Source organism: Thiospirillum jenense, from assembly GCF_014145225.1.
GTDB lineage: Bacteria > Pseudomonadota > Gammaproteobacteria > Chromatiales > Chromatiaceae > Thiospirillum > Thiospirillum jenense.
Genome location: NZ_JABVCQ010000002.1, coordinates 119,844 through 146,632, shown reverse-complemented (window position 1 = coordinate 146,632; position 26,789 = coordinate 119,844). Strand labels below are relative to the sequence as shown.

General features: G+C 49.8%; 22 protein-coding genes. 19 read left to right on the top strand and 3 right to left on the bottom strand.

Features of this window, described 5'->3' with window-relative positions:
• Nucleotides 1-11: 11 nt before the first annotated feature.
• Complete coding sequence (locus tag HUK38_RS01375; protein ID WP_182581982.1) at nucleotides 12-1,358, bottom strand: DEAD/DEAH box helicase; 1,347 nt, start codon at nucleotides 1,356-1,358, stop codon at nucleotides 12-14.
• Nucleotides 1,359-1,414: 56 nt separating this feature from the next.
• Between HUK38_RS01375 and HUK38_RS01370 the strand changes: the two genes are divergently transcribed.
• The 8 genes from HUK38_RS01370 to HUK38_RS01335 all read left to right on the top strand — a co-directional run bounded on the left by HUK38_RS01370 (nucleotide 1,415) and on the right by HUK38_RS01335 (nucleotide 8,361).
• Nucleotides 1,415-1,756, top strand: a complete 342-nt coding sequence (locus HUK38_RS01370; protein WP_338065338.1) for an acyl carrier protein — start codon at nucleotides 1,415-1,417, stop codon at nucleotides 1,754-1,756.
• Complete coding sequence (locus HUK38_RS01365) at nucleotides 1,753-2,601, top strand: hydrolase 2, exosortase A system-associated (RefSeq protein WP_182581981.1); 849 nt, start codon at nucleotides 1,753-1,755, stop codon at nucleotides 2,599-2,601. The genes HUK38_RS01370 and HUK38_RS01365 overlap by 4 nt, the downstream gene beginning before the upstream one ends.
• 44 nt (nucleotides 2,602-2,645) lie before the next feature.
• Entirely contained in the window at nucleotides 2,646-3,014 is a 369-nt protein-coding gene (locus HUK38_RS01360; RefSeq protein ID WP_182581980.1) for a nitrogenase-stabilizing/protective protein NifW, read from the top strand.
• Nucleotides 3,015-3,043: 29 nt separating this feature from the next.
• A complete protein-coding gene (locus HUK38_RS01355; protein WP_182581979.1) occupies nucleotides 3,044-3,487 on the top strand; it encodes a nitrogen fixation protein NifZ in 444 nt (147 codons plus the stop codon).
• Between the two features lie 51 nt (nucleotides 3,488-3,538).
• Nucleotides 3,539-4,297 carry an MlaA family lipoprotein gene (locus tag HUK38_RS01350; protein WP_182581978.1) on the top strand — a complete coding sequence of 253 codons (759 nt, stop codon included), beginning with the start codon at nucleotides 3,539-3,541 and terminating at the stop codon, nucleotides 4,295-4,297.
• Between the two features lie 66 nt (nucleotides 4,298-4,363).
• Nucleotides 4,364-5,371 (top strand): hypothetical protein, encoded by a 1,008-nt coding sequence (locus HUK38_RS01345; protein ID WP_182581977.1) that lies wholly within the window; start codon nucleotides 4,364-4,366, stop codon nucleotides 5,369-5,371.
• 15 nt (nucleotides 5,372-5,386) lie between these two features.
• A complete protein-coding gene (locus HUK38_RS01340; RefSeq protein WP_182581976.1) occupies nucleotides 5,387-5,668 on the top strand; it encodes a MoaD/ThiS family protein in 282 nt (93 codons plus the stop codon).
• 236 nt (nucleotides 5,669-5,904) lie between these two features.
• Nucleotides 5,905-8,361, top strand: a complete 2,457-nt coding sequence (locus HUK38_RS01335) for a methyl-accepting chemotaxis protein (RefSeq protein ID WP_182581975.1) — start codon at nucleotides 5,905-5,907, stop codon at nucleotides 8,359-8,361.
• 62 nt (nucleotides 8,362-8,423) lie between these two features.
• On the opposite strand, the gene hisD is transcribed toward HUK38_RS01335, so the two are convergent.
• Nucleotides 8,424-9,719 carry a histidinol dehydrogenase gene (gene hisD, locus HUK38_RS01330; protein WP_182581974.1) on the bottom strand — a complete coding sequence of 432 codons (1,296 nt, stop codon included), beginning with the start codon at nucleotides 9,717-9,719 and terminating at the stop codon, nucleotides 8,424-8,426.
• A gap of 83 nt (nucleotides 9,720-9,802) precedes the next feature.
• Nucleotides 9,803-10,468 carry a hypothetical protein gene (locus tag HUK38_RS01325; RefSeq protein WP_182581973.1) on the bottom strand — a complete coding sequence of 222 codons (666 nt, stop codon included), beginning with the start codon at nucleotides 10,466-10,468 and terminating at the stop codon, nucleotides 9,803-9,805.
• A 74-nt stretch (nucleotides 10,469-10,542) separates the two neighbouring features.
• Here HUK38_RS01325 and rfaE1 point away from each other — a divergent pair, with 74 nt between their 5' ends.
• The 11 genes from rfaE1 (at nucleotide 10,543) to HUK38_RS01270 (ending at nucleotide 26,730) form a co-directional block, all read left to right on the top strand.
• The gene (gene rfaE1 / locus HUK38_RS01320) at nucleotides 10,543-12,054 is read left to right on the top strand and encodes a D-glycero-beta-D-manno-heptose-7-phosphate kinase (RefSeq protein WP_182581972.1); all 1,512 of its coding nucleotides are present in this window, start codon (nucleotides 10,543-10,545) and stop codon (nucleotides 12,052-12,054) included.
• The gene (locus HUK38_RS01315) at nucleotides 12,051-12,572 is read left to right on the top strand and encodes a DUF4124 domain-containing protein (protein WP_238787349.1); all 522 of its coding nucleotides are present in this window, start codon (nucleotides 12,051-12,053) and stop codon (nucleotides 12,570-12,572) included. The genes rfaE1 and HUK38_RS01315 overlap by 4 nt, the downstream gene beginning before the upstream one ends.
• 71 nt (nucleotides 12,573-12,643) lie before the next feature.
• The gene (locus HUK38_RS01310; RefSeq protein WP_182581970.1) at nucleotides 12,644-13,561 is read left to right on the top strand and encodes a hypothetical protein; all 918 of its coding nucleotides are present in this window, start codon (nucleotides 12,644-12,646) and stop codon (nucleotides 13,559-13,561) included.
• 41 nt (nucleotides 13,562-13,602) lie between these two features.
• Nucleotides 13,603-14,112, top strand: a complete 510-nt coding sequence (locus HUK38_RS15475; RefSeq protein ID WP_182581969.1) for a PAN domain-containing protein — start codon at nucleotides 13,603-13,605, stop codon at nucleotides 14,110-14,112.
• 355 nt (nucleotides 14,113-14,467) lie between these two features.
• On the top strand, nucleotides 14,468-19,711 hold the full coding sequence (hhe, locus tag HUK38_RS01300) for a DUF4011 domain-containing anti-phage protein Hhe (RefSeq protein WP_182581968.1): 5,244 nt from the start codon (nucleotides 14,468-14,470) through the stop codon (nucleotides 19,709-19,711).
• Between the two features lie 17 nt (nucleotides 19,712-19,728).
• The gene (locus HUK38_RS01295) at nucleotides 19,729-21,201 is read left to right on the top strand and encodes a DNA methyltransferase (protein WP_182581967.1); all 1,473 of its coding nucleotides are present in this window, start codon (nucleotides 19,729-19,731) and stop codon (nucleotides 21,199-21,201) included.
• 18 nt (nucleotides 21,202-21,219) lie between these two features.
• Entirely contained in the window at nucleotides 21,220-22,878 is a 1,659-nt protein-coding gene (locus tag HUK38_RS01290; RefSeq protein WP_182581966.1) for a DNA methyltransferase, read from the top strand.
• An 8-nt stretch (nucleotides 22,879-22,886) separates the two neighbouring features.
• Nucleotides 22,887-24,344 (top strand): DNA methyltransferase, encoded by a 1,458-nt coding sequence (locus HUK38_RS01285; RefSeq protein WP_194374824.1) that lies wholly within the window; start codon nucleotides 22,887-22,889, stop codon nucleotides 24,342-24,344.
• 124 nt (nucleotides 24,345-24,468) lie between these two features.
• Nucleotides 24,469-24,789 (top strand): nucleotidyltransferase domain-containing protein, encoded by a 321-nt coding sequence (locus HUK38_RS01280; RefSeq protein ID WP_182581965.1) that lies wholly within the window; start codon nucleotides 24,469-24,471, stop codon nucleotides 24,787-24,789.
• Nucleotides 24,776-25,174 (top strand): HEPN domain-containing protein, encoded by a 399-nt coding sequence (locus HUK38_RS01275; protein ID WP_182581964.1) that lies wholly within the window; start codon nucleotides 24,776-24,778, stop codon nucleotides 25,172-25,174. The genes HUK38_RS01280 and HUK38_RS01275 overlap by 14 nt, the downstream gene beginning before the upstream one ends.
• Nucleotides 25,175-25,242: 68 nt before the next feature.
• Nucleotides 25,243-26,730: a DNA methyltransferase gene (locus tag HUK38_RS01270; protein WP_194374823.1), complete on the top strand. Its 1,488-nt coding sequence runs from the start codon at nucleotides 25,243-25,245 to the stop codon at nucleotides 26,728-26,730.
• The last annotated feature ends 59 nt before the right edge of the window (nucleotides 26,731-26,789 follow it).

Below are 26,789 nucleotides of genomic sequence, written 5' to 3'. Positions count from 1 at the left end.
CCGCCCGCCCGTCAGCGCGGCTCGGTGCGCGGCGATTTGGGCGGCGGCTGCCAGCCCGCCTCGGTGTTGACCGCCGTCGCGCTCGGCTGCCGCCGTTTGCCAATCTGTTTGCGATCCCGCCAGCGATCCTTGACACGCGGTTTGTCCGCTTGTTTTATTTGCGCAACAGTGTTGGATTTAGGTTTCGATTTCGGTTTGGCGCCACCTTTGAACTGCGCTTTCAACCCCGGCAGGGCGCGAAACTCGGGCGTTAATGCTAAATACCGCGCAATGCTGTCGGCACGATTCCAGTCAGCCGCGGCAATGAGCGAAATGGCCACACCTGTGGCGCCGGCGCGACCAGTGCGCCCGGTGCGGTGCAAATAATCATCCCCGCTGCGCGGCGGATCAAAGTTGACCACCAACCGCACCGCTGGAATATCCAAGCCCCGCGCGGCCACGTCGGTCGCCACCAGTGTTGCAATCACGCCACGTTGGAATAAACCCATGATGCGATTGCGTTCGCGTTGATCGAGTTCGCCGTGCAACACACCGCTGCGCACGTTGTTATCACGCAACTGTTGCCCAAGTGACTCAGCACGGATGCGCTGGTTGACAAATACGAGACATTGCCCGTCGGCTTCCCCCAGTAACCAGCGCAGTTGTTGCAACTTTTGTGCATCACTGTCGCTTAAAATGTACTGGTGCGTGATGTCGGGATGGCCGCCGCCGTGACGCGGTGAGTCGAGGGTGATGACCTGCGGCTGGTGCAGCGCCGGGTCAATCAATTCGCGCAGGCGGCGGTGATGTAAAGTGGCGGAAAATAACCAGGTTTGGCGCGGTGTGTGACAGCGGTTGACGATGGCCAGCACGTCGTCGGCGAAGCCCAGATCGAGCATTCGGTCGGCCTCGTCGAGTACCAACATTTCCAGATCGCGCAGACTGAGCGCGTTGCCGCTGTTGTGTAAATGGTCAAGTAGCCGCCCGGGTGTGGCAACAATGATGTCGGGGTTTTTACGCAACAGCGGGAGTTGATGACTGCGCGGCGGGCCACCGGTGATGACGCCAATTTGCAGCCGCGTGTAGCTACCTAGTAACAAAAAATGTCGCTCGATTTGCTGCGCCAGCTCGCGGGTTGGCACGAGAATTAACGCCCGCGTGGCGCTGCGCGGGGCGGGATGTGCCAATAATCGCTGCATCAGCGGGAGTAAAAATGCCGCCGTTTTGCCCGAGCCGGTTGCGGCGGAGACGAGTAAATCTGCGCCCGCCTGCGCGGCTGGGATCACTTGCTGTTGCATCGGCGTTGGCGTGACGAAGCCGGCGCGCTCTAAACCGCGCAGCAGCGGGGCGGTTAATTTAAAATCGTCAAATCCTGACATCGTCGTAACCTGTTGATTAGATTGAAACCGCCGCGGCGGGCGGGTGTGCAAATTCTGTGCGCTGGGTCAAACTTGGGTATCATGGCACATCGCAGATTCTTGACCAGCGTTTGGTCAAACCACGAGGTCAATTTTACCGCATGACACCTGACATCCTAGACGACGTGCGGCGCGTCGTGACTCACACGTTGCAATTGGGCAGCCGCGGGGCGCACTTGACGGCTGAATCGCCACTGCTGGGGGCGCTGCCGGAACTGGATTCGTTGGCGGTGGCCAGCCTGATTGTTGCGCTGGAGGAACACTTTGGATTTGCCATCGCTGAGGATGAAATCAGCGCGGCCACGTTCAGTACGCTCGGTGATCTGACGGCGTTTATGGCAGCACAAGGGCATCCGTGACCGCGACCGCCCCGCCATCACCGGCCGATTACACGCTGGAGGCGCTGTTCATTGCTGGCGCTCTCGGGCAATTATTTTGCATTCACACCTTCCCCAGTCACGCACCGCCGCAGGGCGTGATTTTATACGCGCACCCGTTCGGCGAGGAAATGAACAAATCACGGCGTCAGGTGGCACTGCAAGCGCGCAGCTTTGCCGCGAGCGGGTATGCCGTGTTGCAATGCGATTTGAGCGGCTGCGGTGACAGCGCGGGCGAGTTGACCGACGCGGAGGTCAGTCGTTGGTTAGACGATTTGCAGCAGGCGCGGGCGTGGCTGGCGCAGCGGTGGGGGGCGGATCAGCCGTGCGTGTTGTGGGGATTGCGGTTGGGCGCGACGTTGGCGGTGCTGGCGAGCCAGTGCCAGTCACCCGCGCCGCGGCTGTTGTTGTGGCAACCGGTGTTGGACGGGCGGCAATTTTTAAACCAATTTTTGCGGGTGAAATTGGCGACGGACATCTTATCTGGTGCGCATGAACGCACGACGGTTGCGGCGTTATGGCAACAGTGGCAGCGCGGCGACACGATTGAAATTGGCGGGTATTTGCTGACGGCGCGCTTGGCGGATTCGATTGCCGCGTTGGATTTAAGTCAACTCACGCCCGCGGCACCGGTGATTTGGCTGGACGTGGTGGCTGAGGATGCGACCGATTTGACCGCGCCGCGGCTGGCGCTCGTGAACCAGTGGCAGCAGCAGGGCGGGGCGGTGACGGCGCAGGTGGTGACGGGGCCGCCGTTTTGGGCGATGCAGGAAATTGCCGAGTGCGCGGCGCTCATCACGCGCTCGTGTGAGAGGCTGGCGGGTTGAACGGTCGCGCACTGAAAACTGTTGATTTTACGGAGGTTTTATTTATGTCCACCCCAGACCAGCGCAATTTGGCGTTAACCGGTGATGATGACGACGAGGCGGAGGAGTTGGTCAGCGCCGAGGATTTTTTGACCCATTACGGCGTCAGCTTTGACCCGGCGGTGGTACAGGTCAATCGGTTGCACATTTTGCAACGGTTTCACGAGTCATTGGCGGCGGCTGAGGCGGCGGGGGCGTTGTCAGGCGATGCGCCGGCGCGTTATTCGCACGAGGCGGCGTTGCTGCGCTCGGCGTATGAGGATTTTGTCCACTCGGATGCGCTCACTGAAAAGGTGTTTCGCGTGTTCCAGCGCCAGCCGCCGGCGGCCGTGCATGTCAGCGTGGCTGAGTTGCTCAAGTCGCGTTCCGAGTAATCCAGGTTAATAGCAAGTTGAGTTGAATCATGCAGCAACCGCAATTTGATTACGGCGAACAGGTGCGCGTGGTGCGGCATCTGCGCAATGACGGCACTTTTCCCGGGCGCCCGACGGGCAGTTTGTTGATCCGCCGCGGCAGTCTGGGATATGTGCGCGACGTGGGGCATTTTTTACAGGATCAGGTGATTTACGCCGTCCATTTTCTGCCCGAGGACATCGTAATCGGCTGCCGTGAAACTGAGTTGCAACCCGGCACGGCGCCGTGGGTGGTCAGTCAGTTTGAAACCCGCGAGCAGGTACTCGCCCGCATCACGCTCGCCAGCAACGGGCGGGTACTGGTCGAAGCGGGCGTGGCGGGTGAGGTGGTGGACGTGATTCGTGACCGCCCAGATGGCGTGGTGTATCACGTCCAATTTCCCGGCTGCAATGTGCTGGAAGTGCCAGAGTCGGCGTTGGAAAACACCGCGTAGGTGTATCCTTGCGGCATCCGACCGACTGGTAACTCGTTGTGAGACTCCATCATGCACTGCCACCCACACCCACCGCTGCGCCGCTCCGTTCTGCTTGGCATCATCGCCAGCGCCACCTTGATCAGCGGCTGCGCCAGCGTCGCTGATCAATATCAAGACCCCCGCGACCCCTGGCAAGGTTACAACCGCGCCATGTTCCGGTTTAACCACCAATTTGACCGCTGGTTACTCAAACCGCTGGCGAAGGGTTATCAAGCCGTCAGCCCGGCGGTGGTTGATCGTTCCATCAGCAACGTCTTCGCCAACCTAGCCGACGTTCCTTCAGCAATCAACAACTTGCTGCAATTCAAACTCGCCCGCGCCAGCACCGATTTAGGCCGCGTTGCCGTCAACAGCACCGTCGGCGTGGCGGGTATTTTCGATGTCGCCACCAACCTCGGCGTTCCCAGTTACAAAGAAGATTTAGGGCAAACCTTCGGCTACTGGGGCATGGGTACGGGACCGTACCTAGTGCTACCCGTCCTCGGCCCCAGCAACGTCCGCGACAGCATTGGTTTCGCCATCGGCACTCAACTGCACCCGCTCACCTACTTGGACTCCAACTGGCACTGGGGTGGCGTGGCGCTACACACCGTTGATCGCCGCGCTGATTTACTCAGTGCCGACGCCGTGTTTGACTCCGCCGCGCTTGACCGCTACAGCTTTCTGCGCGACGCCTACCTCCAACGGCGAAAAACGCTCGTGTATGACGGCAATCCACCCGAATCCAGCGACGAGGCAATGGATGATGCCGCCGATGACCACGATTAACTGCGCCCCGCACCGTGCGCCCCACCGGCAATTGGCTGACCAATGCGGCGGCGGCGGTGACGTGTTATGAAATCACACTGGGCAGACACGCTCGACCTCGACGCCCATATCGCCATTGGTCAGGTGGCCACCGAAGCCGAAAGTGCCGAAATGCTCAGTTGGCTGCTCAAACTCGAACCCGAGCAACGCTGGTGCCTGTTACTCAGTCGGGATCCGCGCCTGCTGCACCTGGTCGCGGGCGACTACCGCCGGCTGCTGACCTTGATGGTGGAACTGGAAAGCGCGGCGCTGCACACGGCTGCTGCGCCACCGTGTGCAAGTGCGGAATCCAGTCCACCACTGCTGGCGCTCCCCAACCCGTTCACCCCGCCGCCGTCGCACTGGCACTGGCGCAGTATCGCTGTCAGTACCGTCGTGCTAGTGAGCGCCACTGGGTTTTGGCTGACCACGCCCGGCGGTCAAGATCACTGGCAGCAGTGGCGCAGTGCGATCAGTCACATTTGGAACGCGCCGGTCAATCAGTCCACGCCCGCGCCCGCTGTCACCGTTGCAGAACGTCAGCGGCAAGCCCTCGTCGCCTTCGTGCTGGTTGAAACCATTGCGAAAAAATTGGCGGAAGGTCAAGCATTTGCACCCGAATTGGCCGCGCTGCGCACCATTTGGCCAGGTGCTGCGCAACTGGAACCGTTATTGCCATTTGCCGCGCCAGTTGTCCCGACCCCGGCGGCGCTGCGTGACGAGCTGGCGCGGTTGAATGCCAAGTTGACACAACAACACAGCGATTTAATCACCGCGGCGCAAACTGGGCGGCTGAATTGGGCAGATTTTTACGCGCAACTGCCGCTACTTGAACAACGCCGAACGCCGGCGGAGGCGGCGCTCTCCCAGGTGCGCGACGGCAATTGGTCAGCCGCGACCGCGACCTTGGCGGCGCATCCGGATGCCGGCTATCAAGCGTGGCGGGCGCAGGTGACGCGCTGGTTGGATGCCCAGCAGGTGGTGACGCAACTGGTGACGGTGGCGTGGTCGCAGCACGATTGGTCAGCGCCCGCCGCCGCTCCGACTGGCGAGTGACGATCAACCGAGGTCATGTCATTGAATAATCAAGCAAAATTTTACCTGCGTTATTTTGCCAGTCTGCGCGAACAGGTGCAGTGCAGTGATGAAGTGCTGGGCGGCGCGGACGTGGACATGTTGGAAACAGTCGCGGCGCTGCGGGCGCATTTGGCGGGGCGGGGCGGGTGCTGGGCGACGGCATTTGCGCCGGAACATGTTTTGCTGGTTGCCGTCAATCACGCGCTCGGCTCGTCAACAACCCGACTTGCCGACGGTGACGAGGTGGCATTTTTCCCGCCGGTCACGGGTGGTTAATTCGCAAATTGTGAGTTGAGTTATCAATCAGTGACGCGCTGATTTTATGGTCACGTCAATACCGTGCTTGCCAATCACTCGGGCAATTTTCACTCGCCAATCTATTCAATACTGCCGCTTGTAAAATGCCGCAGGTAGATTGATTGTTATTGATTCGTAGCGCGATCATGCGAATTAAATCCATTGACGTATTTTAATGACTTGAGCAAGCCATCACTCATGCCGGGAGAAACTACATGTTGCATTCAGTTCGCACCAAAGTATTTTTACTCATTGCCGGTATTGGCTGTATTTCACTGGTTTTAGGCGTGGTTTATTCGCAAACTGTCAAACACAGCCTCACACAACAAGCTATTAAAAACCACCAACAAAAATTACTTGCCGAAGTCAAGCAACACCTCGCCAAAAAAGAGGATATTGGTTTAACCAATGCGCTGGCCTTTTCGGCTAATCCGGGTATTATTAACGCACTGAGTAGCGCCCACCGCGAGCAAGCACAAACGGTCATTCAGGCAATTAGCAAACTTTACGAACGCAATAGCAATTTCAAAAACATTCAAATCCATTTGCACGATCAACATTTGCATTCTTTTTTTCGCAGTTGGCAACCCAATCTATACGGTGATAATTTAAAACCATCACGCTCCAGCGTTGTACGGGTGCAGCGTGAACAAAAAGGATTTGTCGTCTTTGAATTGGATGAATTGGGATTGATGTTACGCGCACTTGTGCCAATTTTTGATGACAAAGTATTGGTGGGCAGTTTAGAGTTTTTACAAGGATTGGCGAGCGTCAGCCGTGATCTGGAAGCCGAAGGTAAGTTCTATCTAGTGCTATTAAACGAATACACACAGCGCGCCGTGCCAAAAGTAAAAAACAATCATCAAGTTGATCAGTTTGTCGTGATGAACAACCGGTTTTTTAGCGATGCAACATTAGATTTTGCCCGCCATTTGGACTATGAACCATTACTCAGTCAGGGCTACATCGTATCGCCAGAATTCTTTGCCACCTTTTTACCAATTAAAGACATCAACGGCACGTTGGTTGGCTATCACATCGTCGGTGAACCGCGCCGGGTTTTACAAGCTGGTATTGATCAAACCTTAAACATTGTTGTTTCTTATCTCATGTTAATTTTAGGCATGATTATTTTTACAGTCGTTGCCGTTTTTCTAGGGTTGCAAACCATTATTTTACGTCCCTTATTAAAAATTAAAGCCGGGTTGCAAGCGTTTTTCGCCTATTTAAATCACAACCAAACCACAATTGCGCCATTAAACATAAAACAACAGGATGAATTAGGCGACATTGCCAGTATGATTCAAGACAATATCAACCAAACTCAAACCACCTTTGAACATGATCGGCGGTTAATTGCCGAAGTCGAAGAAGTGGTGGAGCATGTTACGGCCGGGTTTTATGCGTATCGCGTACGAGGCTCAACCAGTCATTCGGAATTAGAAAAATTAAAAACCATGCTGAATTCCATGTTGGAATCAGCTAATAGTAATTTTGAAAAAATCTTGGATGCAATTCTCACTTTTGCCGGCTCTGATTTTAGTACCCAAATGAATGTCGAAACGCACAGCGGTAAATTCGGCACATTAATTAGTTCGATTAACACGCTGGGCGTGAGCATTTCAGAGTTAATTGCATTAGTGCAACGCACGGGTGAAACGTTGCAACAGGATGCACAACAACTTTACACCGCCGCGACGCAATTGCGCACCGCCACCGATGCACAAACGCAGGTGGTTAATTCAACCAATTGCACCATTGAAGAAATCACCACTGGTATTCGCCATAGCGATATGCGCATTGTGGAAATGACTAATCAAGTTGCCGGAATGCAAAGTTTAACGCAGGCAATTAGTGACATCGCCGGGCAAACCAATTTATTAGCGCTGAATGCGGCAATTGAAGCGGCGCGGGCGGGTGAACATGGTAAAGGTTTTGGCGTGGTGGCCGATGAAGTGCGGCAATTAGCGGCAAAAACCCAAATGGCATTACAGGAAATTAGTAGTAATGTGGATAATATGCTGACACTTGCAAAAGAAGTGCGGACGTTTTCGCAACAGCAATTAACCCAAATGGCAGCAATGGATGGGGTGACTGAACAATTAGCCGCCACGAATCAAAATAATCATCATGTTGCCGAAAACGTTTATCGGTTAAGCGATCAAATTACTCAGCGCGTGGCCAATTTAGTCAATGTGTCAGCGCAAACCCACGCTTTAAAACGTCCATTAGATCAGGTGTGTAATATTCAATTAGTCTTTGAAATCAATTTCGTGAAATTACAATTCCTGCGCATGAAAGATACCTTTTTAGAAAAACTCAGTCAGCATACGCCATTAAAAGATATGCAATACTTGCCGACGCCATTAGAACAATGGTTATTGCGTTGTCAGGGGCAACCAATGGCACAAAATGCCGCGTGGCAACAATTACAACAAATCAACCACAGTCAGCGTCAAACGATGCAGGCACTACTCACACAACATCTTCAGCAGGTTGGCTTGGCGGGATTGCTTCCACTCATTAACCGCTTTGAAGAAGAAACGCGGGAAATGTTTGATAAAATTGATCGCGTTAAAACTGAAGAATGCCGGCGTTTGAATACGCTATTTGAGCAGCAGTTGCATGATAAACAACCGCTGGCGGGCGGCAAACCGATTAAAAAAGCATGATGTTAGCGCAATGGTTTTATTTACGCCGAAGCGGAAAACGATCAATTAGTCACGCCATGCAATTAACCACGATACTCCGCCGATTGCGCATGGGCAGTTAATCCTTCCCCCCGCGCCAGCACGGATGCAATTGGCGCTAATTGCGCGGCGCTATTGGGTGACGCCATAATTAAACTAGAGCGCTTTTGAAAATCATACACGCCCAATGGTGATGAAAAGCGCGCCGTGCGCGAGGTTGGTAATACATGATTCGCCCCAGCGCAATAATCACCCAATGCCTCGGGCGTATGGCGACCCATGAAAATTGCGCCGGCATGGCGAATACGCGCAGCCACTGCTTGCGGATTATCAACTGATAATTCCAAATGCTCGGCGGCAATGTGATTAGCAATAGAAATCGCCTCGTCCAGATCACGCGCTAGAATAAACCCGCCGCGCCGCTGCAAGGCCGGTTCAATTATTGATCGCCGCTCCATCTGCGGTAATAACCGCTCAATACTCGCCGCCACCTGATCTAAATAATTGTCATCCCACGCAATTAACAACGCCTGCGCATCTTCATCATGTTCGGCTTGCGAAAATAAATCCATCGCAATCCAATCGGGATTAGTTTGACCATCACAGATAATTAAAATCTCCGAGGGACCGGCAATCATGTCAATGCCAACTTGCCCGAATACAGCGCGTTTTGCAGTGGCGACATAACTATTGCCGGGGCCAACAATTTTATCAACCGCCGGCACCCGCTCCGTACCATAGGCCAATGCCGCAATTGCTTGCGCACCGCCAATGGCAAAGGCGCGATCTATTCCCGCAATCGCCGCCGCCGCTAATACCAGTGAATTAACTTCACCATTCGGCGTCGGCACCACCATGATTAACTCCGCCACGCCGGCCACTTTCGCGGGAATAGCATTCATTAATACCGAAGACGGATACGCCGCCTTGCCGCCGGGGACGTATAACCCCACGCGATCCAGCGGCGTCACCTGCTGCCCCAACAGCGTCCCGTCGGTGTCCGTGTACGCCCAACTTGCCAGCCGTTGATGCTCGGCATACGCCCGAATGCGCGCCGCGGCGGTCTCCAACGCGGTGCGCTGGTCGGCGGGAATGGCGGCCAGCGCGGCAGTCCAGCGGCTTTGCGGCAATTCCAACGCAGCGGCATTTTCCGGTGTCCAGCCGTCAAAGCGGGCGGTGTAATCGCACAGCGCAACATCGCCATTGCAGCGCACGTCGGCAATGATGGTGTCAACCACCTGTTGCACGCGGGCGTCGGCAACGCTTTCCCAAGCTAATAATTGATCTAATCGTTGCGTGAAATCAGCGGCAGCGGTGGTGAGGCGAGTTAATTCAAACATGGTGATTCACTTGACGGCGGTTGGGTGATTAAAAATGGGTGGTTGGGTGATTAGATGGAAATGCAGATTGACGTTAAATGGGTTCACGGCTTGACAATATCAACCGAGAAATTCTCGTTCAACGCCTGCGCAATTTTCAATAATAAACGGCGCTTGGCATCCGTACTACTGTGGGTGGTGACAAAACACTGGCCGATGTTGACTTGATTAACAGTATCGAGTTTTTGTTTGCTAATCAAGGGCGCTTTACCGAATGCAAAATTGAGTGCCGCGACGCGCTGCCAACCCAATTTTTTAATTACTTGCGCAAAGGTATCTGATGCTTTCTTTTCATAAATCACCGCGCCATCGGCAAATTTCACCACCAGAATTGTTTTAGGGCTTTTATGATTGAATGGCGTGAGTTGAGTCATTAACGGCCATTCATCGGGTAACTCATCAGCGTTATCATGCTGATCGGCATCATCACCGTCATCTTCATCAATTGATTCGCCCGCTGATTCCACCGCATTTTTCAATTGTACCCGCTGCCGCGTCGCCTCGTCTAATTCCGTGATCCATTCGTGTTTCAGCGCCGCTAATTTATTCCGAAATGCCCCGAGATTTTCACCCGCCGCAATCGCAGTTTTTGCCTGCGCATATTCGTTTTGCCGCAAAAAAGCAGCGCCCTGCGTATTCACATCACCAATCACGCTATCAATCTCATCCAAGATCATATCAAAGGCAATACTAATGCTATCAGCGGGCATGTTACAATTCACTTCAATAAACAACTATCAACGCAACGTCACGGCAATTAACCGTATTATAACAGTAATTGTTCATGTTTAACGACCCCAACCGCTTGATTGACCACATCCGCAGCGGCTTCAACCGGCAGCGCGTGATCGTAATTGGCGACCTGATGCTCGACCGCTACCTGTGGGGCGAGGTCAGCCGCATCTCACCCGAAGCCCCCGTCCCCATCGTGCGCGTACAACGTGACACTGCCGTCGCCGGCGGCGCGGCCAACGTCGCCCGCAATTTAGCCAGCCTCGGCGCGCAGGTGGCAGTCATTGGCATGACTGGAGATGACGCGGCGGCAATCGAACTGCGCCAGCAACTGACCGCGGCCGGCATTGACACGACCGCGTTATTGACCGACGCGACACGTCCAACCACCACCAAAACCCGCGTGATTAGCCAACATCAGCAAATGCTGCGGCTCGATCAGGAAATGACGCAGCCGCTGTCAGCTGCGGCGCTGGCACAAATATTGTCGGCCACTGCGGCCAAGTTGGCAGACTGTGACGCAATAGTGCTGTCAGATTATGCCAAAGGGGTGTTAAATACGGCCATTTGTCAGCAGGTGATTGCTCAAGCGCGGGCGGCCGCGTTGCCGGTGCTGGTTGACCCGAAAGGTACGGATTTTGGGCGGTATCGCGGCGCGACGGTGTTGACGCCAAATCGCGCTGAATTGGCGGCAGCGACGGGCGTGGCGCTGGGCGATCTGGACAAATTATTGAACGCAGCCAAGGGGTTACGGCGCGAATTGGACGTGACGGCGGTGCTGGTCACACTCGGCGAATTGGGCATGGCGTTGTGCGATGCCGACGGGGTGCGGCGCATTCCCGCCCGCGCCCGCGAGGTATTTGACGTGTCCGGCGCGGGCGACACCGTGATCGCCGTGTTCACCATTGCCCACAGCGCCGGCTGGTCGGCATTCGCCAGCGCGCAATTAGCCAATCTCGGCGGCGGCGTGGTGGTCGGTCATTTAGGCACTGCGCAATTAACCCGCCCCGAATTACTCGCCGCCGTGCTGAATGAGATCAATTCAGAAAATCAAATAGATCAAGCGGGCGGCGGGCAAATCAACAAGGTTTGCAGTTTAAATGAATTATTACCGTTGGTGCAACAGTGGCGCCGTCAAGGTGAGCGCATTGTTTTTACTAACGGTTGCTTTGATCTATTACACGCCGGCCACGTCAGTTATTTAGAACAGGCGCGGCAGCATGGCCAGCGGTTAATTATTGGGTTGAATAGCGATCATTCGGTGCAGCAATTAAAAGGTGAGTCGCGTCCAATCGTGACTGAACAAGATCGCGCCCAAGTGCTGGCCGCATTAGCTGTGGTTGATGCCGTTGTCATCTTTAATCAACCCACGCCATTGGAATTGATTGTTGCATTACAACCTGACGTATTAGTCAAGGGTGCGGATTACCGCCCCGAGCAGGTGGTCGGTGCCAACGAAATCAAAGCGTGGAATGGACAATTAGTATTAATTCCATTGCTTGCCGGGCGCAGCAGCAGTGCATTAATTGCACGTCTCAGTCACACTGAAACAGGAATTGAATGATGACAGTTACCATCAGCATTAAAATTACTCGCCAAAAACTTCCACCGCCGCCACCGATAGTCCGTTCGCAGCATTGCTCGCCGGTAGGGCTATTATTACTTATTTTATTCATTTTGCCGGTCTTATTACCTGCCGATACCATGTATCGTTATGTGAATGAACAGGGCGTGGTTGTCTATAGTCAAACGCCGCCCGTTGGGCAACAAGCCGAGCCAATTAACGCCGTGCCGGGGCCGAGTGAAGCGGATAAACAAGCGGCGCAGCAACGCTTGCAACAGTCATTAAAAAACAATAATAAATCGCAAAATTCAGCCAGTTCTGCTGATAAAAAAATGCAAAAATATGCCGATATTTTTGCTAAAAACTGCACGATTGCCCGCGAGAATTTAGAAAAGATCGAGCAACTGGGTGATCGGGCACTGATTATGCCTGATGGTAAAAAAAATTATCCCAGCGCGGCTGAACGTGAGGCGCTCATCACGCAAACGCAGCAACAAATCAATGATAATTGCAAATGACTTGTTTAATTGCGGCGGGTAATTTATGATAGATTTTGTTGAAATTATCTGAACAACAGAGGTTAATGATCATGCAACAAACACGTTACCATCAATTAAGCGTGAAACTACTTTCCATTTTGGCATTAATCACCAGTTCAAGCGCCATTGCGCGGCAATCGCCATTCGATGATGACGCCGTCGTTTGTCCACATGGCGTCACCAATTGCGGTGAACCCATCGCACAACCCAATTATGGTCAAGCGACCTGTGGTAATAATCAAGTACTGGTACAGAGCTATATGATTAATCGGGATGGCTCTGAATCAACTGCACCTAATAATGTGCCGGTACAACAATGGACATTAGCACCCGGCGCGTATCAATTATGGGTGCATGGTGGAATTGGTGGCATAGCGCGTATTGCATTTAATGCAGGTGGGGCGCGTCAAATCATTAGCGCCGGTATTACACCAAATTGTACGCCATCCCCCAGTCCAGTTTTCACTATTCCTAACGGCAGCATTGGCAGCGATTTTTCTGTTGAGCAATTAATTTCTGGCATGACCTGTGGGACACATGCCTTTATTCACGAACGCGGATTTATTATTTGCGCTGCCGCGTCAGCAAATAATACGGTTGGTTATGAACTCTATTTTGACGGCAAATTAGTTTCTAGTCCCGATCCCGGTCCAGATAAGCGTTATACCCGCCAACAAGCACAGGAAAATTGCGATTGGAATATGGAGACTAAACCGCAGTTTCATATTCGCTGTGTTTATAATGGTGAAGTATTAGGTGATCGCCCGGGGCGCACCGCACAACCCGGCGTTGGTTATGAACTTTATTTTGATGGCAAACTAGTTTCTAGTCCCGATCCCGGCCCAAAACATCGCTATACTCGCCAACAAGCGCAGGAAAATTGTAATTGGAATATGGAGACTAAACCACAGTTTCATATTCGGTGTATCTATAATGGTGAAGTATTAGGTGATCGCCGGGGACGGTGAAAATCTATCCATATTCTACGCAACAATCTGAGGCATCAAACGTGATAAATCCAATTGGATTATTAACAATATTCGCTACTGCATCATTAATGACAGCAGTCGCATTTGCGCAATCAACTGCGCCCGCACCGAATGTCGGTTATGCGCTGTATTTTAATGATAAGTTAGTGGTATTACCCGACCAAACGTCTGAGTCTCTTTATACCCGCGAACAAGCAGATCAAAATTGTCACTGGAACATTAAAAATAAACCCTATGTGCATGTGCGCTGTGTGTATAACGGTGAAGTGTTAATGGATCGCCCAGCGGCGACAACCGGGAAGTTTCGTATGGAATTGGATACTGATCGCCCAGATGCAAATTATCGCGTCTTTACCATGTTAAAACCGGATCCAGAAGTCTGTTTTAATACCTGTTCACAAGAACCAAGATGCCAAGCCTGGACCTATTATAAAATCAATAGCGCAAGTCGTTATAATGCCATTTGCGCATTGAAAGATAGCGTTCCTCATCCGATGGCATCCGATTGCTGCATTTCAGGTGTGAAATAAAACACTTTGACATACACAAGTGAAATAACTTTGAGGATGACAGGCTAAAAACTTGGCAAACAACTGACAAAAATTGTATGATATTAATCGTTCCAATGCTCCTGCGTGGAACGATCAACCCCTTGCGTTAATAACAGCAGTTATCTAACTGAATAGTTATTCACCATCCCGCGTTAAATATTTCATCAATGATCAGCGCGTTACCTTAACAGTCCCCGCTCGTCTTCCAAATGTTTCGGTTAATTCAAAACTGAATTGACCAATCTAGTCGTTACTTTTGCTGAATGTTGTATTATCATAGTGGCAGTTTTTCACTGTCCTATGTTGTATTTCATTTGCCTAAAGTAATTATCCCATGACTAATCACCACGCCGCTCGTGCCGACAAGGCATTAGAAACCCTCCGTTTGCGTTTATTAGACCTGACCGCCCGCAATCGCCTCATCAATTTTCGCCATAAAAAAAATACCAGCTTGCGTCTGATAAGCGTCCCCCCGGATCAATTATTAGAAACGCTGTTAACTGAGACTGAATTACGCTTTGCCGCCGTGCCAGAACCGACTGAAACTGAATTGATCGCGGCAGGTTATCGCGGGATTAATTCGGCTACGCAGCAAATTAAACTATTGCGTGACCCGCCAACAGCGGCAGAATGGGCGCAATACTTGGGGCGCGAAACCAATGATGAAATGCCATTACCAACGGCAGTCAAATCAAATAAAACCCCCGCGCCAGATCATAAAACGCTGCACACGCTGTTATTTCCCGCTGAATTAGAAACGCAATTGCGTAAATTGACGCAATTGGCCGAGTCTGCGATTCAAGAAATGGGCGCGAATATTTTATATTTAGCACTCGGGTTTTTAGCCTGGCACGAGGGCGGGCATGAAGATAACCTGCGTCTTGCGCCACTCTTTTTAATTCCGGTGCGTTTGCATAAGGGACGCTTAAATACTAAAACCCAAGTGTATGAATACACGCTCAGTTATTCGGGTGAAGATTTAATTCCCAATTTGTCATTGCGGGAAAAATTGCGCACTGATTTTGCAATGGCATTACCGGATTTAGATGAAAACACCACACCCGAAGCGTATTTCGCAGCGGTGCAAGTGTTAATTCAATCTCAACCGCGCTGGCAATTACGCCGTCAATTGGCATTGGCACTGCTTAATTTCAATAAATTGTTAATGTATTTGGATTTGGATCCCAGCCGTTGGCCGACGGATGCCAATCTTTTAAATCATCCGCTAGTCGCGCAGTTTTTATCCGTCTATCAACCACACTCTAATACTGCTGCTGCGCCAATCGAGCAATGCGGATTTAATGAAGAATACGCGATTGATGAGATTGGCGCTATTCACACCCATTATCCGTTAATTGAAGATGCGGATAGTTCCCAGCATAGTGCGTTAATTGATGCGATTAAAGGTAAAAACTTGGTGATTGAAGGGCCGCCCGGCACGGGTAAATCACAAACCATTACCAATTTAATTGCAGCGGCATTGGCACAGGGTAAAAAAGTGCTATTCGTAGCGGAAAAACTTGCAGCATTGGAGGTGGTGTGGCGGCGACTTGACCGGGCGGGGTTGGGTGAATTCTGTTTGGAATTACACAGTCATAAATCGCAAAAGCATAAGTTATTAACAGAGATTGGTGAACGATTACAACAGCACGGTCAATACCGCAGTCCAAGTGAATTAACATTGGAAATTTCCCGTTATGAAGCGCACGTCACCGCATTAAAAAATTACGCGCTCACCATTAATCAAAGCTGGCAAGAGAGCGGTAAAACGGTGCATGAAATTTTGATGGCGGCGACGCGCTATCGTGAATTATTAGGGATGAATCCCGCCGCATTCCATCCCGCCGGTTATACGCCAAATCAATACACCGCGACTATTCACCGCCGCAATCAAGAACAGGTGACGGCGTATAGCAAAGTGTATCAAGGCATTGCCGCGCAATTGAATCAACCCGGCAATTTACGCACCCATCCATGGTATGGCGTGTGCAATAGTGAGTTGCAATTGTTTGATAATGAACAGGTCTGGGCGGCATTAAATGAGTGGCAATTGGCGTTGCGCAACTTGAATCATCAACGCAATGAACTGGCTGATCTATTTGGAACAACGCCGAATGAAGTGGCGAATACACTGGGTGATGCCGAGCAATTAAAAGTGATTCCAGCCTTGCACGGCGATGAATTGCTGAGTTGTTTGCCGAAATTGCGCGGCGCGGCGTTGATGCAGGCACAGGCGGCGTGCGATCAATTGGTGCAGATCGCCGCACAATCGGCGCAGTTCCCGACCAATTTGGTGTCAGAACTGGTGCGCAACCCGCCGCTGGTGGACGGCATCGCCCGTGCGAGTGCGCATTTAACGCAACGGGTGGGGCGTGAGGTGCGCTTTGAACAATTATTGCTTGCCGGTCAACGACTTGCCGCGTTACCCGCGCACTTAACGCAGTTTGACGAGCCGCGCCACCAGGTGGCGGCGGCGTTGGGCGAGGCGGGGGCGCACTTGACCGTCAGCATCGCCGGTTTGCACGAATTGCAGACGTTGTTGAGTGTGACGGCGGCGTTACCGACGGCGTTGTGGAAATGGCGTAACCCATTGTTTGATAACGAAGAATTGGACGAATTGTTACCGCAACTGCGGCACGAGTTGGCGGCGTTGCAAGCCATTCACGCGCACGTTGAACGGGTGTTGGCGGTGGAGGCGTTGCCCGATGCGGCGGCGGCGCAGCGCCTAGCGGGGCGGTTGGCGGCGGGCGGGGCATGGCGCTGGTTCAAGTCAGATTGGCGGGCGGCGCGGCGGGAGTTACTCAGTTACGCGGCGAGTCCGCACGCAACTTACCCGCAATTACTGGATAGTTTGGCGCAGTTGACGGCATTTAACCGCAAGTTGCGCCAATTGGATCAGCACCCGCAGTACCGCGCTGCGTTGGGTGAACAGGTGCGCGGGTTGGCGACGGATTTGACGGCGTTGGAGACGTTGCGGGCGTGGTATCGGCGGGTGCGGCAGGAATACGGTATCGGTTTTGGCGGTCGCGTGGCGTTGGGCGAGGCGGTGTTGCAATTGCCCGCGCAAGTTGCGGCGGCGCTGCGTTCATTAGATGAGCGCGGGTTGGCGCAACAAGTCAGCACGATCTTGGCCGAGTTGCGCATTTTACAGACCATTTTTGCACCTGCGCCCGAATTGCGCGATCACCACGCGCCGTTGATTGGTGACGCGGGCGTGATTGCGTTGTTGCTGCGGACGTTGAAGGCGGCGCTCAACGGGTGCGCGGCGTTGTTGCCAAATGGTCTCAAAACCGCGCTGACGATTGGTGAATTGGCGGCGCAGGTTGAGCAATTGGTGGCGTTGCGCGAGGCACTGGCGCAGTGGCAGCAGGCGGATGTTGAGCGGCAACTCTTTGATGGACAAGTGAATTTAGTCAACGGGGACGCGCCGGATTTTGTCGCGGCGTTGTCGCAAGTGACGCACACCTGCGCGCTGGCTGAGTGGTTGGCGGGGTTGCCGCAGCCGGCGTTGCGCGAGTATTTGTACCGCGACGCGGCGGCGGCTTTTGCGTATTTGTCAGCAAAAACAACGAGTTGGCAACAGACTTTGGCGGAGCGGGTGCGCACCCACGCCGCCTTTGCCGCGCTGGTCACGTTGGATGATGAGGCGTGGTTGGCGCCGCCGGCGGACTGTCAATTCGATTTATTGCTGGCGCGTAATGAACACGCATTAGCGCAGCGGGAATGGTTGCAAAATTGGATCTATTATTTGCGGCAGCAAGTGCAATTAAATGCGCTCGGATTTGGTCAATTAACGGCGGCGGTGGCGAATGGAGACTTGCCGAGCAATCAGATTGAAAATGCCTATTATGCCGGCGTGTTTGATTATTTAGCCCGCGCTATTTTCCGGGAGATGCCGCAATTAGAACAGTTCTCTGGACTGGCGCAAACGGCATTGCAAGATGAATTCCGCCGCTGCGATCAGCAATTAAAATCGCTGCAATGTGCGCAGATTGCGTGGCGCATTGATCAAACACCAGTGCCGGCCGGTGTGACATCCACTTATGTCAATGAACGCACCGAACGGGCATTATTAGACCATGAATTGAGTAAAAAGCAACGCCATATTCCAGTGCGGGCGTTATTGCAACGCGCTGGTCGAGCATTGGTGGCATTAAAACCCTGTTTTATGATGGGGCCGATGTCAGTGGCGCATTACCTCGCGCCCGGCAATTTTCAATTCGATTTAATTATTATGGACGAGGCTTCGCAAATTAAACCAGAGGATGCGCTTGGTGCGATTGCGCGGGGACGGCAATTAGTGGTTGTGGGCGATCCGAAGCAATTACCGCCGACCAGTTTTTTTGATCGTGCAATTGAAGAACAGAGTGATGAGCCGCTCACCGCTATTGAAGAATCGGAGAGCATTCTCGATGCGACGCTACCCGTGTTTCCAGCGCGGCGGCTGCGGTGGCATTACCGCTCACAACACGAAAGTTTAATTGCCTTTTCTAATGAAGCCTTTTATGACGGTGATTTGATGTTATTTCCATCGCCGCATCATCAAAGCGATGAATACGGCATTCAATACGTCCGCGTGGCGGCGGGGTGTTTTGTGCATCAATGCAATATAGAAGAAGCGCGCTGTATTGCCGAGGCGGTGCAGGCGCATTTTCAATCCAATCCGAATGAAACGCTGGGATTGGTGGCAATGAATGCAAAACAGCAAGCGCAATTGGAGACGGCAATTGAAGCGCTGGCGAAAACGGATCCGGTGTTGCGGCTGCAATTAGAAGAAGATGCCAATCGTGCCGAGCCGTTATTTATTAAAAACTTGGAAAATGTGCAGGGTGATGAGCGCGATGTGATCTTTATTTCCATGACCTATGGACCGCAAACCCCGGGTGGAAAGGTGCCGCAGCGGTTCGGGCCAATTAATCAAGATGTCGGCTGGCGGCGATTAAATGTTTTATTCACCCGTTCGCGCAAACGAATGCACATTTTTAGTTCAATGGATGCCAGCGATATTGTGATTGGTGAGTCGAGTAAAGACGGTGTTAAAGCATTAAAAGACTTTTTGAGCTATTGCGAAACGGGTGTTATTCATCAGACTGAACATGACACCGGCCGCGCCCCCGACAGTGATTTTGAAATTGCTGTAATGACTGCGCTGCGGTCTGAAGGATTTGAATGCCGGCCGCAAGTGGGAGTCGCGGGCTTTTTTATTGATTTAGCCGTATTAGATCCGAATAATCCCGGACGGTATCTAATGGGTATTGAATGCGACGGTGTGAGTTATCATTCAGCTAAATCAGTGCGTGACCGTGATCGTTTGCGGCAAATGATTTTAGAACGCCTCGGCTGGCGTATTCGGCGGATTTGGTCAACCGATTGGTTTAAGAATCCGCGTGGTGAATTGGCACCAATTATTCGTGAATTACATGCACTCAAATCATCCCCAACAGATGCAGCGAATGATTCAGATAATGATTTATCACAACCGCCGGCGTTGACTGAATATGATGCGAATGAAGAGCCGGCATTGTGTGCCGTCGTGGCGTCCAGTTTTCAATGGTCTATTAATCGCATATCTGATTAAAATATTTTCTGGAGTAAATGATGAACCAATTATTTTACGGTGATAACTTAGACGTGTTGCGCAATAAGATCAAAGATGACACGGTGGATTTATGCTACATTGATCCGCCGTTTAATTCCAAACGCAATTATTTCCAGATTTATAATAATGTTGGCAAAGAAGATGCGGCGCAAGCGCAGGCATTTATTGATACATGGACGTGGAATCAATTCGCGGAGAGTGGATTTGCTGACATTTTGACCAATCAACATGACTACACAACTCAAACAATTGAATTGATAAAAGGATTGCGCGCCGTATTAGGTGCGGGCGGGTTGTTGGCGTATTTGATTAGCATGACGCAGCGCATCAATGAGATTTGGCGAGTATTAAAACCAACGGGCAGTTTTTATTTGCACTGTGATCCCACCTGTAGTCATTATTTGAAATTGATTTTGGATAGCGTGTTTTGCCCGAGGGGCGGGGATTTTAGAAATGAAATTGTTTGGTGTTATCGTGGAGGCGGATCACCGAAAAAAGATTTTGGTAAAAGACACGATGTTATTTTTAGATATTCTAAATCAAATCATTATGCTTTTAACTCAGATTTAGTACGGGTACCTTATCAAGCTGAGGGAGTAAGTAGAAAAGATGATGCAATGTGGGGAAAACATAAAGGAACAGACAAGGTATACAAACCTCATCCTTTAGGCAAGATTCCAGAGGATTGGTGGCCAATCAATGTATTGAATTCAAATGATCCTGAACGTCTCGGTTATCCTACCCAAAAACCAGAGACTTTATTAGAACGCATTATTCAAGCCAGCAGCAACGAAGGCGATTTGATATTAGATGCGTATTGCGGCTGCGGCACCACCGTTGCCGTTGCCCAACGCTTAAATCGGCAATGGATTGGCATTGACATTACTTATCAAAGTATTGCACTCATTTTAGAGCGATTTGAAAAACAATTTGGCGTTGAAATTACGAATAGTATTGTATTAAATGGTATTCCGCGTGACATGGAGTCTGCCCATGCTTTAGCGAATAAACAAGATGATCGCTTGCGTAAAGAATTTGAAAAATGGGCGGTATTAACTTATACAAAAAACCGCGCCACAATCAATGATAAAAAGGGCGCAGATAAGGGCGTTGATGGCGTTGCTTATATTGTCACTGGGCAAAAGACAACTGATAAAGTCATTATTCAAGTCAAATCCGGCAAAGTACAGCGCGGTGATATTGCCAAATTGCGCGGTGATATGGTACGCGAGCAGGCGGTGATGGCGCTGTTTATTACCTTAGAAGAACCAACCAAACCAATGCGTGAGGAGGCAATGGTGGCCGGCATTTATCATCATCAATTATTAAATCGGGAGTATCCCTGTATTCAATTAGTGACGGTGCAGGACATGATAGAGGCGGGACGGCGGAGTGATTTACCGCTCAATCTTGACGTATTAAACAGCGCGTCGCCGGTCAATACTGGTCAACAAAGTGATCTATTATAAAAAGAACTGGAGTAAACGATGAACCAATTATTTTACGGTGACAATTTAGACGTGTTGCGCAATAAGATTAAAGATGACACGGTGGATTTATGCTACATTGATCCGCCGTTTAATTCTAAACGCAATTATTTCCAGATTTATAATAATGTTGGCAAAGAAGATGCGGCGCAAGCGCAGGCATTTATTGATACCTGGACGTGGAATCAATTCGCGGAGTCTGGATTTGCTGATATTTTGACCAATCAACATGACTACACTACCCAGACAATTGAATTGATAAAAGGATTGCGCGCTGTATTAGGTGTCGGCGGGTTATTGGCGTATTTGATTAGCATGACGCAGCGGATCAATGAGATTTGGCGAGTATTAAAACCAACGGGCAGTTTTTATCTGCATTGTGATCCCACCTGTAGTCATTATTTGAAATTGATTTTGGATAGCGTGTTTTGCCCGAGGGGCGGGGATTTTAGAAATGAAATTACTTGGAAAAGAACGAATAACCCGAAAGGTTCGCAATTTAAAGATCGAAAGTATGGCGTTTATACAGATGCAATCTTTTTTTATACTAAATCAACAAATTATACTTTTAACTTAGAGCGAATCAGACAACCACTCACGCCTGAAGAGTTATTAGAAAAATATCCAAAAACAGACGAGCGTGGACGATATTTGGAATATCCTATTTTGCGTTCTGCTTCAAAAGGCCCACGTCCTAACTTAGTTTATGAATATAAAGACTTTACACCACCACAATGGGGTTGGGTTGTTAAACGTGAAAAATTGGAAGCAATAGATCAACGCGGTGATTTAGGTTGGCGGAAAAATGGAATGCCTTATCGTAAATATCGCCCCACAGAAGATCGCGGTGCGCCAATCGGTAATTTATGGGATGACATTATTCGTATTCAATCAAAATCTAAAGAAACAATGGGCTATCCCACGCAAAAACCCGAAGCCTTATTAGAACGCATTATTCAAGCCAGCAGCAACGAAGGTGATTTGATATTAGATGCGTATTGCGGGTGCGGCACCACCGTTGCCGTTGCCCAACGCTTGAATCGGCAATGGATTGGCATTGACATTACTTATCAAAGTATTGCACTCATTTTAGAGCGATTTGAAAAACAATTTGGCGTTGAAATTACGAATAGTATTGTATTAAATGGTATTCCGCGTGACATGGAGTCTGCCCATGCTTTAGCGAATAAACAAGATGATCGCTTGCGTAAAGAATTTGAAAAATGGGCGGTATTAACTTATACAAAAAACCGCGCCACAATCAATGATAAAAAGGGCGCAGATAAGGGCGTTGATGGCGTTGCTTATATTGTCACCGGGCAAAAGACAACTGATAAAGTCATTATTCAAGTTAAATCCGGCAAAGTACAGCGCGGTGATATTGCCAAATTGCGCGGTGATATGGCGCGAGAGCAGGCGGTCATGGCGATTTTCATTACATTAGAAGAACCCACTAAATCAATGCGTGAGGAGGCAATGGCGGCGGGTATTTATCATCATCAGTTATTAAATCGGGCGTATCCGTGTATTCAATTAGTCACAGGGCGGGAAATGATTGAAGCGGGGCGGCGGAGTGATTTACCACTCAATCTTGACGTATTAAACAGCGCGGCGCCGGTGAATACCAGTCAGCAAAGTGATTTATTACAAAAGAATTAGAGTGAATAATGAACCAACTATTTTACAGTGACAATTTAAACGTGTTGCGCAATCAGATTAAAGATGACACGGTGGATTTATGCTACATTGATCCGCCGTTTAATTCTAAACGCAATTATTTCCAGATTTATAATAATGTTGGCAAAGAAGATGCGGCGCAAGCGCAGGCATTTATTGATACCTGGACGTGGAATCAATTCGCGGAGAGTGGATTTGCTGACATTTTGACCAATCAACATGACTACACAACTCAAACAATTGAATTGATAAAAGGATTGCGCGCCGTATTAGGTGCGGGCGGGTTATTGGCGTATCTGATTAGCATGACGCAGCGGATCAACGAGATTTGGCGGGTATTAAAACCAACCGGCAGTTTTTATTTGCATTGTGACCCCACCTGTAGTCATTATTTGAAATTGATTTTAGATAGCGTGTTTTGCCCGAGGGGCGGAAATTTTCTGAATGAAATTGTTTGGCGCTATCGAACAGGTGGTGTGAGTAAAAGATGGTTTGGGCGCAAACACGATATTATCTTTTGGTACGTCAAATCAAAACAATACCAGTTTTATCCAGAGCGTGTCACGGTACCGAGAACAAAAGAAGTGCGGCGGCGAATTAAAAGCGGTGTATTGAATGCGACGCGAGCTGTCACATTAGATAAACTCCCAGATGATGTTTTTGAGATTCAAGCACTGAATGCAATGTCTAATGAACGCCTTAATTATCCCACGCAAAAACCCGAGGCATTATTAGAACGCATTATTCAAGCCAGCAGCAATGAAGGTGATTTGATATTAGATGCGTATTGCGGGTGCGGCACCACCGTTGCCGTTGCCCAACGCTTGAATCGGCAATGGATTGGCATTGACATTACTTATCAAAGTATTGCACTCATTTTAGAGCGATTTGAAAAACAATTTGGCGTTGAAATTACGAATAGTATTGTATTAAATGGTATTCCGCGTGATATGGAGTCCGCCCGTGCGTTGGCGAATAAACAAGATGATCGCTTGCGTAAAGAATTTGAAAAATGGGCGGTATTAACTTATACAAAAAACCGTGCCACAATCAATGATAAAAAGGGCGCAGATAAGGGCGTTGATGGCGTTGCTTATATTGTCACTGGGCAAAAGACAACCGATAAAGTCATTATTCAAGTGAAGTCCGGCAAAGTACAGCGCGGTGATATTGCCAAATTGCGCGGTGATATGGCGCGAGAGCAGGCGGTCATGGCGATTTTCATTACATTAGAAGAACCGACTAAACCAATGCGTGAGGAGGCAATGGCGGCGGGTATTTATCATCATCAGTTATTAAATCGGGCGTATCCGTGTATTCAATTAGTCACAGGGCGGGAAATGATTGAAGCGGGGCGGCGGAGTGATTTACCACTCAATCTTAACGTATTAAACAGCGCGGCGCCGGTGAATACCAGTCAGCAAAGTGATTTATTACAAAAGAATTAGAGTGAATAATGAACCAACTATTTTACGGTGACAATTTAAACGTGTTGCGCAATCAGATTAAAGATGACACGGTGGATTTATGTGTCACGACACGCACAATTGTATGATGCTCAGTGAATAAAACATGCTAACAGAAACCACCCTCCGCGAGGCGGCATTGCGGGTTGCGGCTGCCGCCCATCAACCATTAAAAGTAATTGTCTTTGGTTCCTATGCTCGCGGTGATGCAACGGTAGAGTCTGATCTCGATTTATTGGTCATTGAACAAGAAATCCCTGATTACACCCAAGAATATCTAAGATTGCACAGCGCGCTCGATCACCTCGGTATTGGTGTTGATTTATTATTATTGACGGCACAGGAGTTTGAATATAAACGCGATTGGTGGACGACGCCGTTGTATTGGGCTAGTCGTGAAGGGCGGGTATTATATGAACACGCATAGCGCACAAGCGGCGGCACTGATACAAGCCGGAGAACGTGATGAACTGGCGTTCGATTTGCTATGCGAATCCGGTAAAGCACCGCTGGAAATTATTGGATTTCATGCCCAGCAAGCCTGTGAAAAGTTTATTAAAGCGGTATTGGTCATTCATGGCATTGTTTTTGGACGCACCCATGATCTTGCGGCACTTGCCGGATTAAGTTTTGCACACGGTATTCAAGTCCCGATTGATAAAAATGCGCTGCGTGTTTTGAATTGTTTTGCAGTCCAATTTCGTTATGAAAGCCGCCGCATCAGTACGGTTAATCAAGCCGACATGGCAGCAATGATTGCGACGCTTAAATCTTGGGCAGAACAGGAAATACTAGATTGCATCAATCAATAACTGACCGCTCAACTGTGTCTCCTAAATGTTTTTCAAATTGATTTATTACAAAAGAATTAGAGTGAATAATGAACCAATTATTTTACGGTGACAATTTAGACGTGTTGCGCAACAAGATTAAAGATGAAACGGTGGATTTATGCTACATTGATCCGCCGTTCAATTCTAAACGCAATTATTTCCAGATTTATAACAACATTGGTCAAGAAAACGCGGCGCAAGCGCAGGCGTTTATTGATACTTGGACGTGGAATCAATTGGCGGAGAGTGGATTTTCTGACATTTTAACCAATCAACATGACTATACCACCCAGACAATTGAATTGATAAAAGGATTACGCGCCGTATTAGGAGCGGGTGGGTTGTTGGCGTATTTGATTAGCATGACGCAGCGAATCAATGAGATTTGGCGGGTATTAAAACCAACCGGCAGTTTTTATTTGCATTGTGATCCCACCTGTAGTCATTATTTGAAATTGATTTTGGATAGCGTGTTTTGCCCGAGGGGCGGGGATTTTTTGAATGAAATGGTTTGGATTTATTCACGCATGGCTGCAAAAGGTCAAAAACAATTAAGCCGCTGTCACGATATTATTTTGTGGTATTCAGTTGGCAAACACTGGACATTTCAGGTTGATAGGATTCGATTGCCGTATGCAAAAACCAGTCACGCACGCGCTGGTTATAAAAAGACTAATCTCGGTGGTGGTAAACCGAAAAGTGCAATCTGTGAATTAAATGAACAAGGAAAATTTCCTGAAGATTGGATACAAATTCCATTTCTAAGAGGTCAGGAATATCTGGGTTATCCCACGCAAAAACCCGAGGCGTTATTAGAACGCATTATTCAAGCCAGCAGTAATGAAGGCGATTTAATATTAGATGCGTATTGCGGGTGCGGCACCACTATTGCCGTTGCCCAACGCTTGAATCGGCAATGGATTGGCATTGACATTACTTATCAAAGTATTGCACTCATTTTAGAGCGATTTGAAAAACAATTTGGCATTGAAATCACGAATAGCATTGTATTAAATGGCATTCCGCGTGACATGAATTCTGCGCGGGCTTTGGCGAATAAACAAGATGATCGCTTGCGTAAAGAATTTGAAAAATGGGCGGTATTAACCTATACCAAAAACCGCGCTGTGATTAATGATAAAAAGGGTGAAGATAAAGGCATTGATGGCATTGCTTACATTGTCACTGGGCAAAAGACAACCGATAAAGTCATTATTCAAGTGAAGTCCGGCAACGTACAGCGCGGTGATATTGCCAAATTGCGCGGTGATATGGCGCGAGAGCAGGCGGTCATGGCGATTTTCATTACATTAGAAGAACCGACTAAACCAATGCGTGAGGAGGCAATGGCGGCGGGTATTTATCATCATCAGTTATTAAATCGGGCGTATCCGTGTATTCAATTAGTCACGGTGCAGGACATGATTGAAGCGGGGCGGCGGAGTGATTTACCACTCAATCTTGACGTATTAAACAGCGCGGCGCCGGTGAATACCAGTCAACAAAGTGATTTGTTACAAGATCGTTTAGAATAAGTCATCAATCTAAATGTTTTCCCACGCAGGCACATAGATAACAGTTAACCAATCAATCA

Excerpts from the sequence above, each read along its gene's own strand:
- HUK38_RS01325 (WP_182581973.1), bottom strand. The coding sequence starts at position 10,468 with ATGCCCGCTGATAGCATTAGTATTGCCTTTGATATGATCTTGGATGAG.
- HUK38_RS01275 (WP_182581964.1), top strand. The coding sequence starts at position 24,776 with ATGAACACGCATAGCGCACAAGCGGCGGCACTGATACAAGCCGGAGAA.
- HUK38_RS01355 (WP_182581979.1), top strand. The coding sequence starts at position 3,044 with ATGCAGCAACCGCAATTTGATTACGGCGAACAGGTGCGCGTGGTGCGG.
- HUK38_RS01290 (WP_182581966.1), top strand. The coding sequence starts at position 21,220 with ATGAACCAATTATTTTACGGTGACAATTTAGACGTGTTGCGCAATAAG.
- HUK38_RS01270 (WP_194374823.1), top strand. The coding sequence starts at position 25,243 with ATGAACCAATTATTTTACGGTGACAATTTAGACGTGTTGCGCAACAAG.
- HUK38_RS01375 (WP_182581982.1), bottom strand. The coding sequence starts at position 1,358 with ATGTCAGGATTTGACGATTTTAAATTAACCGCCCCGCTGCTGCGCGGT.
- HUK38_RS01315 (WP_238787349.1), top strand. The coding sequence starts at position 12,051 with ATGATGACAGTTACCATCAGCATTAAAATTACTCGCCAAAAACTTCCA.
- HUK38_RS01280 (WP_182581965.1), top strand. The coding sequence starts at position 24,469 with ATGCTAACAGAAACCACCCTCCGCGAGGCGGCATTGCGGGTTGCGGCT.
- HUK38_RS01360 (WP_182581980.1), top strand. The coding sequence starts at position 2,646 with ATGTCCACCCCAGACCAGCGCAATTTGGCGTTAACCGGTGATGATGAC.
- HUK38_RS01340 (WP_182581976.1), top strand. The coding sequence starts at position 5,387 with ATGTCATTGAATAATCAAGCAAAATTTTACCTGCGTTATTTTGCCAGT.
- hisD (WP_182581974.1), bottom strand. The coding sequence starts at position 9,719 with ATGTTTGAATTAACTCGCCTCACCACCGCTGCCGCTGATTTCACGCAA.
- hhe (WP_182581968.1), top strand. The coding sequence starts at position 14,468 with ATGACTAATCACCACGCCGCTCGTGCCGACAAGGCATTAGAAACCCTC.
- HUK38_RS01310 (WP_182581970.1), top strand. The coding sequence starts at position 12,644 with ATGCAACAAACACGTTACCATCAATTAAGCGTGAAACTACTTTCCATT.
- HUK38_RS01350 (WP_182581978.1), top strand. The coding sequence starts at position 3,539 with ATGCACTGCCACCCACACCCACCGCTGCGCCGCTCCGTTCTGCTTGGC.
- HUK38_RS01285 (WP_194374824.1), top strand. The coding sequence starts at position 22,887 with ATGAACCAACTATTTTACAGTGACAATTTAAACGTGTTGCGCAATCAG.
- rfaE1 (WP_182581972.1), top strand. The coding sequence starts at position 10,543 with ATGTTTAACGACCCCAACCGCTTGATTGACCACATCCGCAGCGGCTTC.
- HUK38_RS01295 (WP_182581967.1), top strand. The coding sequence starts at position 19,729 with ATGATGAACCAATTATTTTACGGTGATAACTTAGACGTGTTGCGCAAT.
- HUK38_RS01335 (WP_182581975.1), top strand. The coding sequence starts at position 5,905 with ATGTTGCATTCAGTTCGCACCAAAGTATTTTTACTCATTGCCGGTATT.
- HUK38_RS01345 (WP_182581977.1), top strand. The coding sequence starts at position 4,364 with ATGAAATCACACTGGGCAGACACGCTCGACCTCGACGCCCATATCGCC.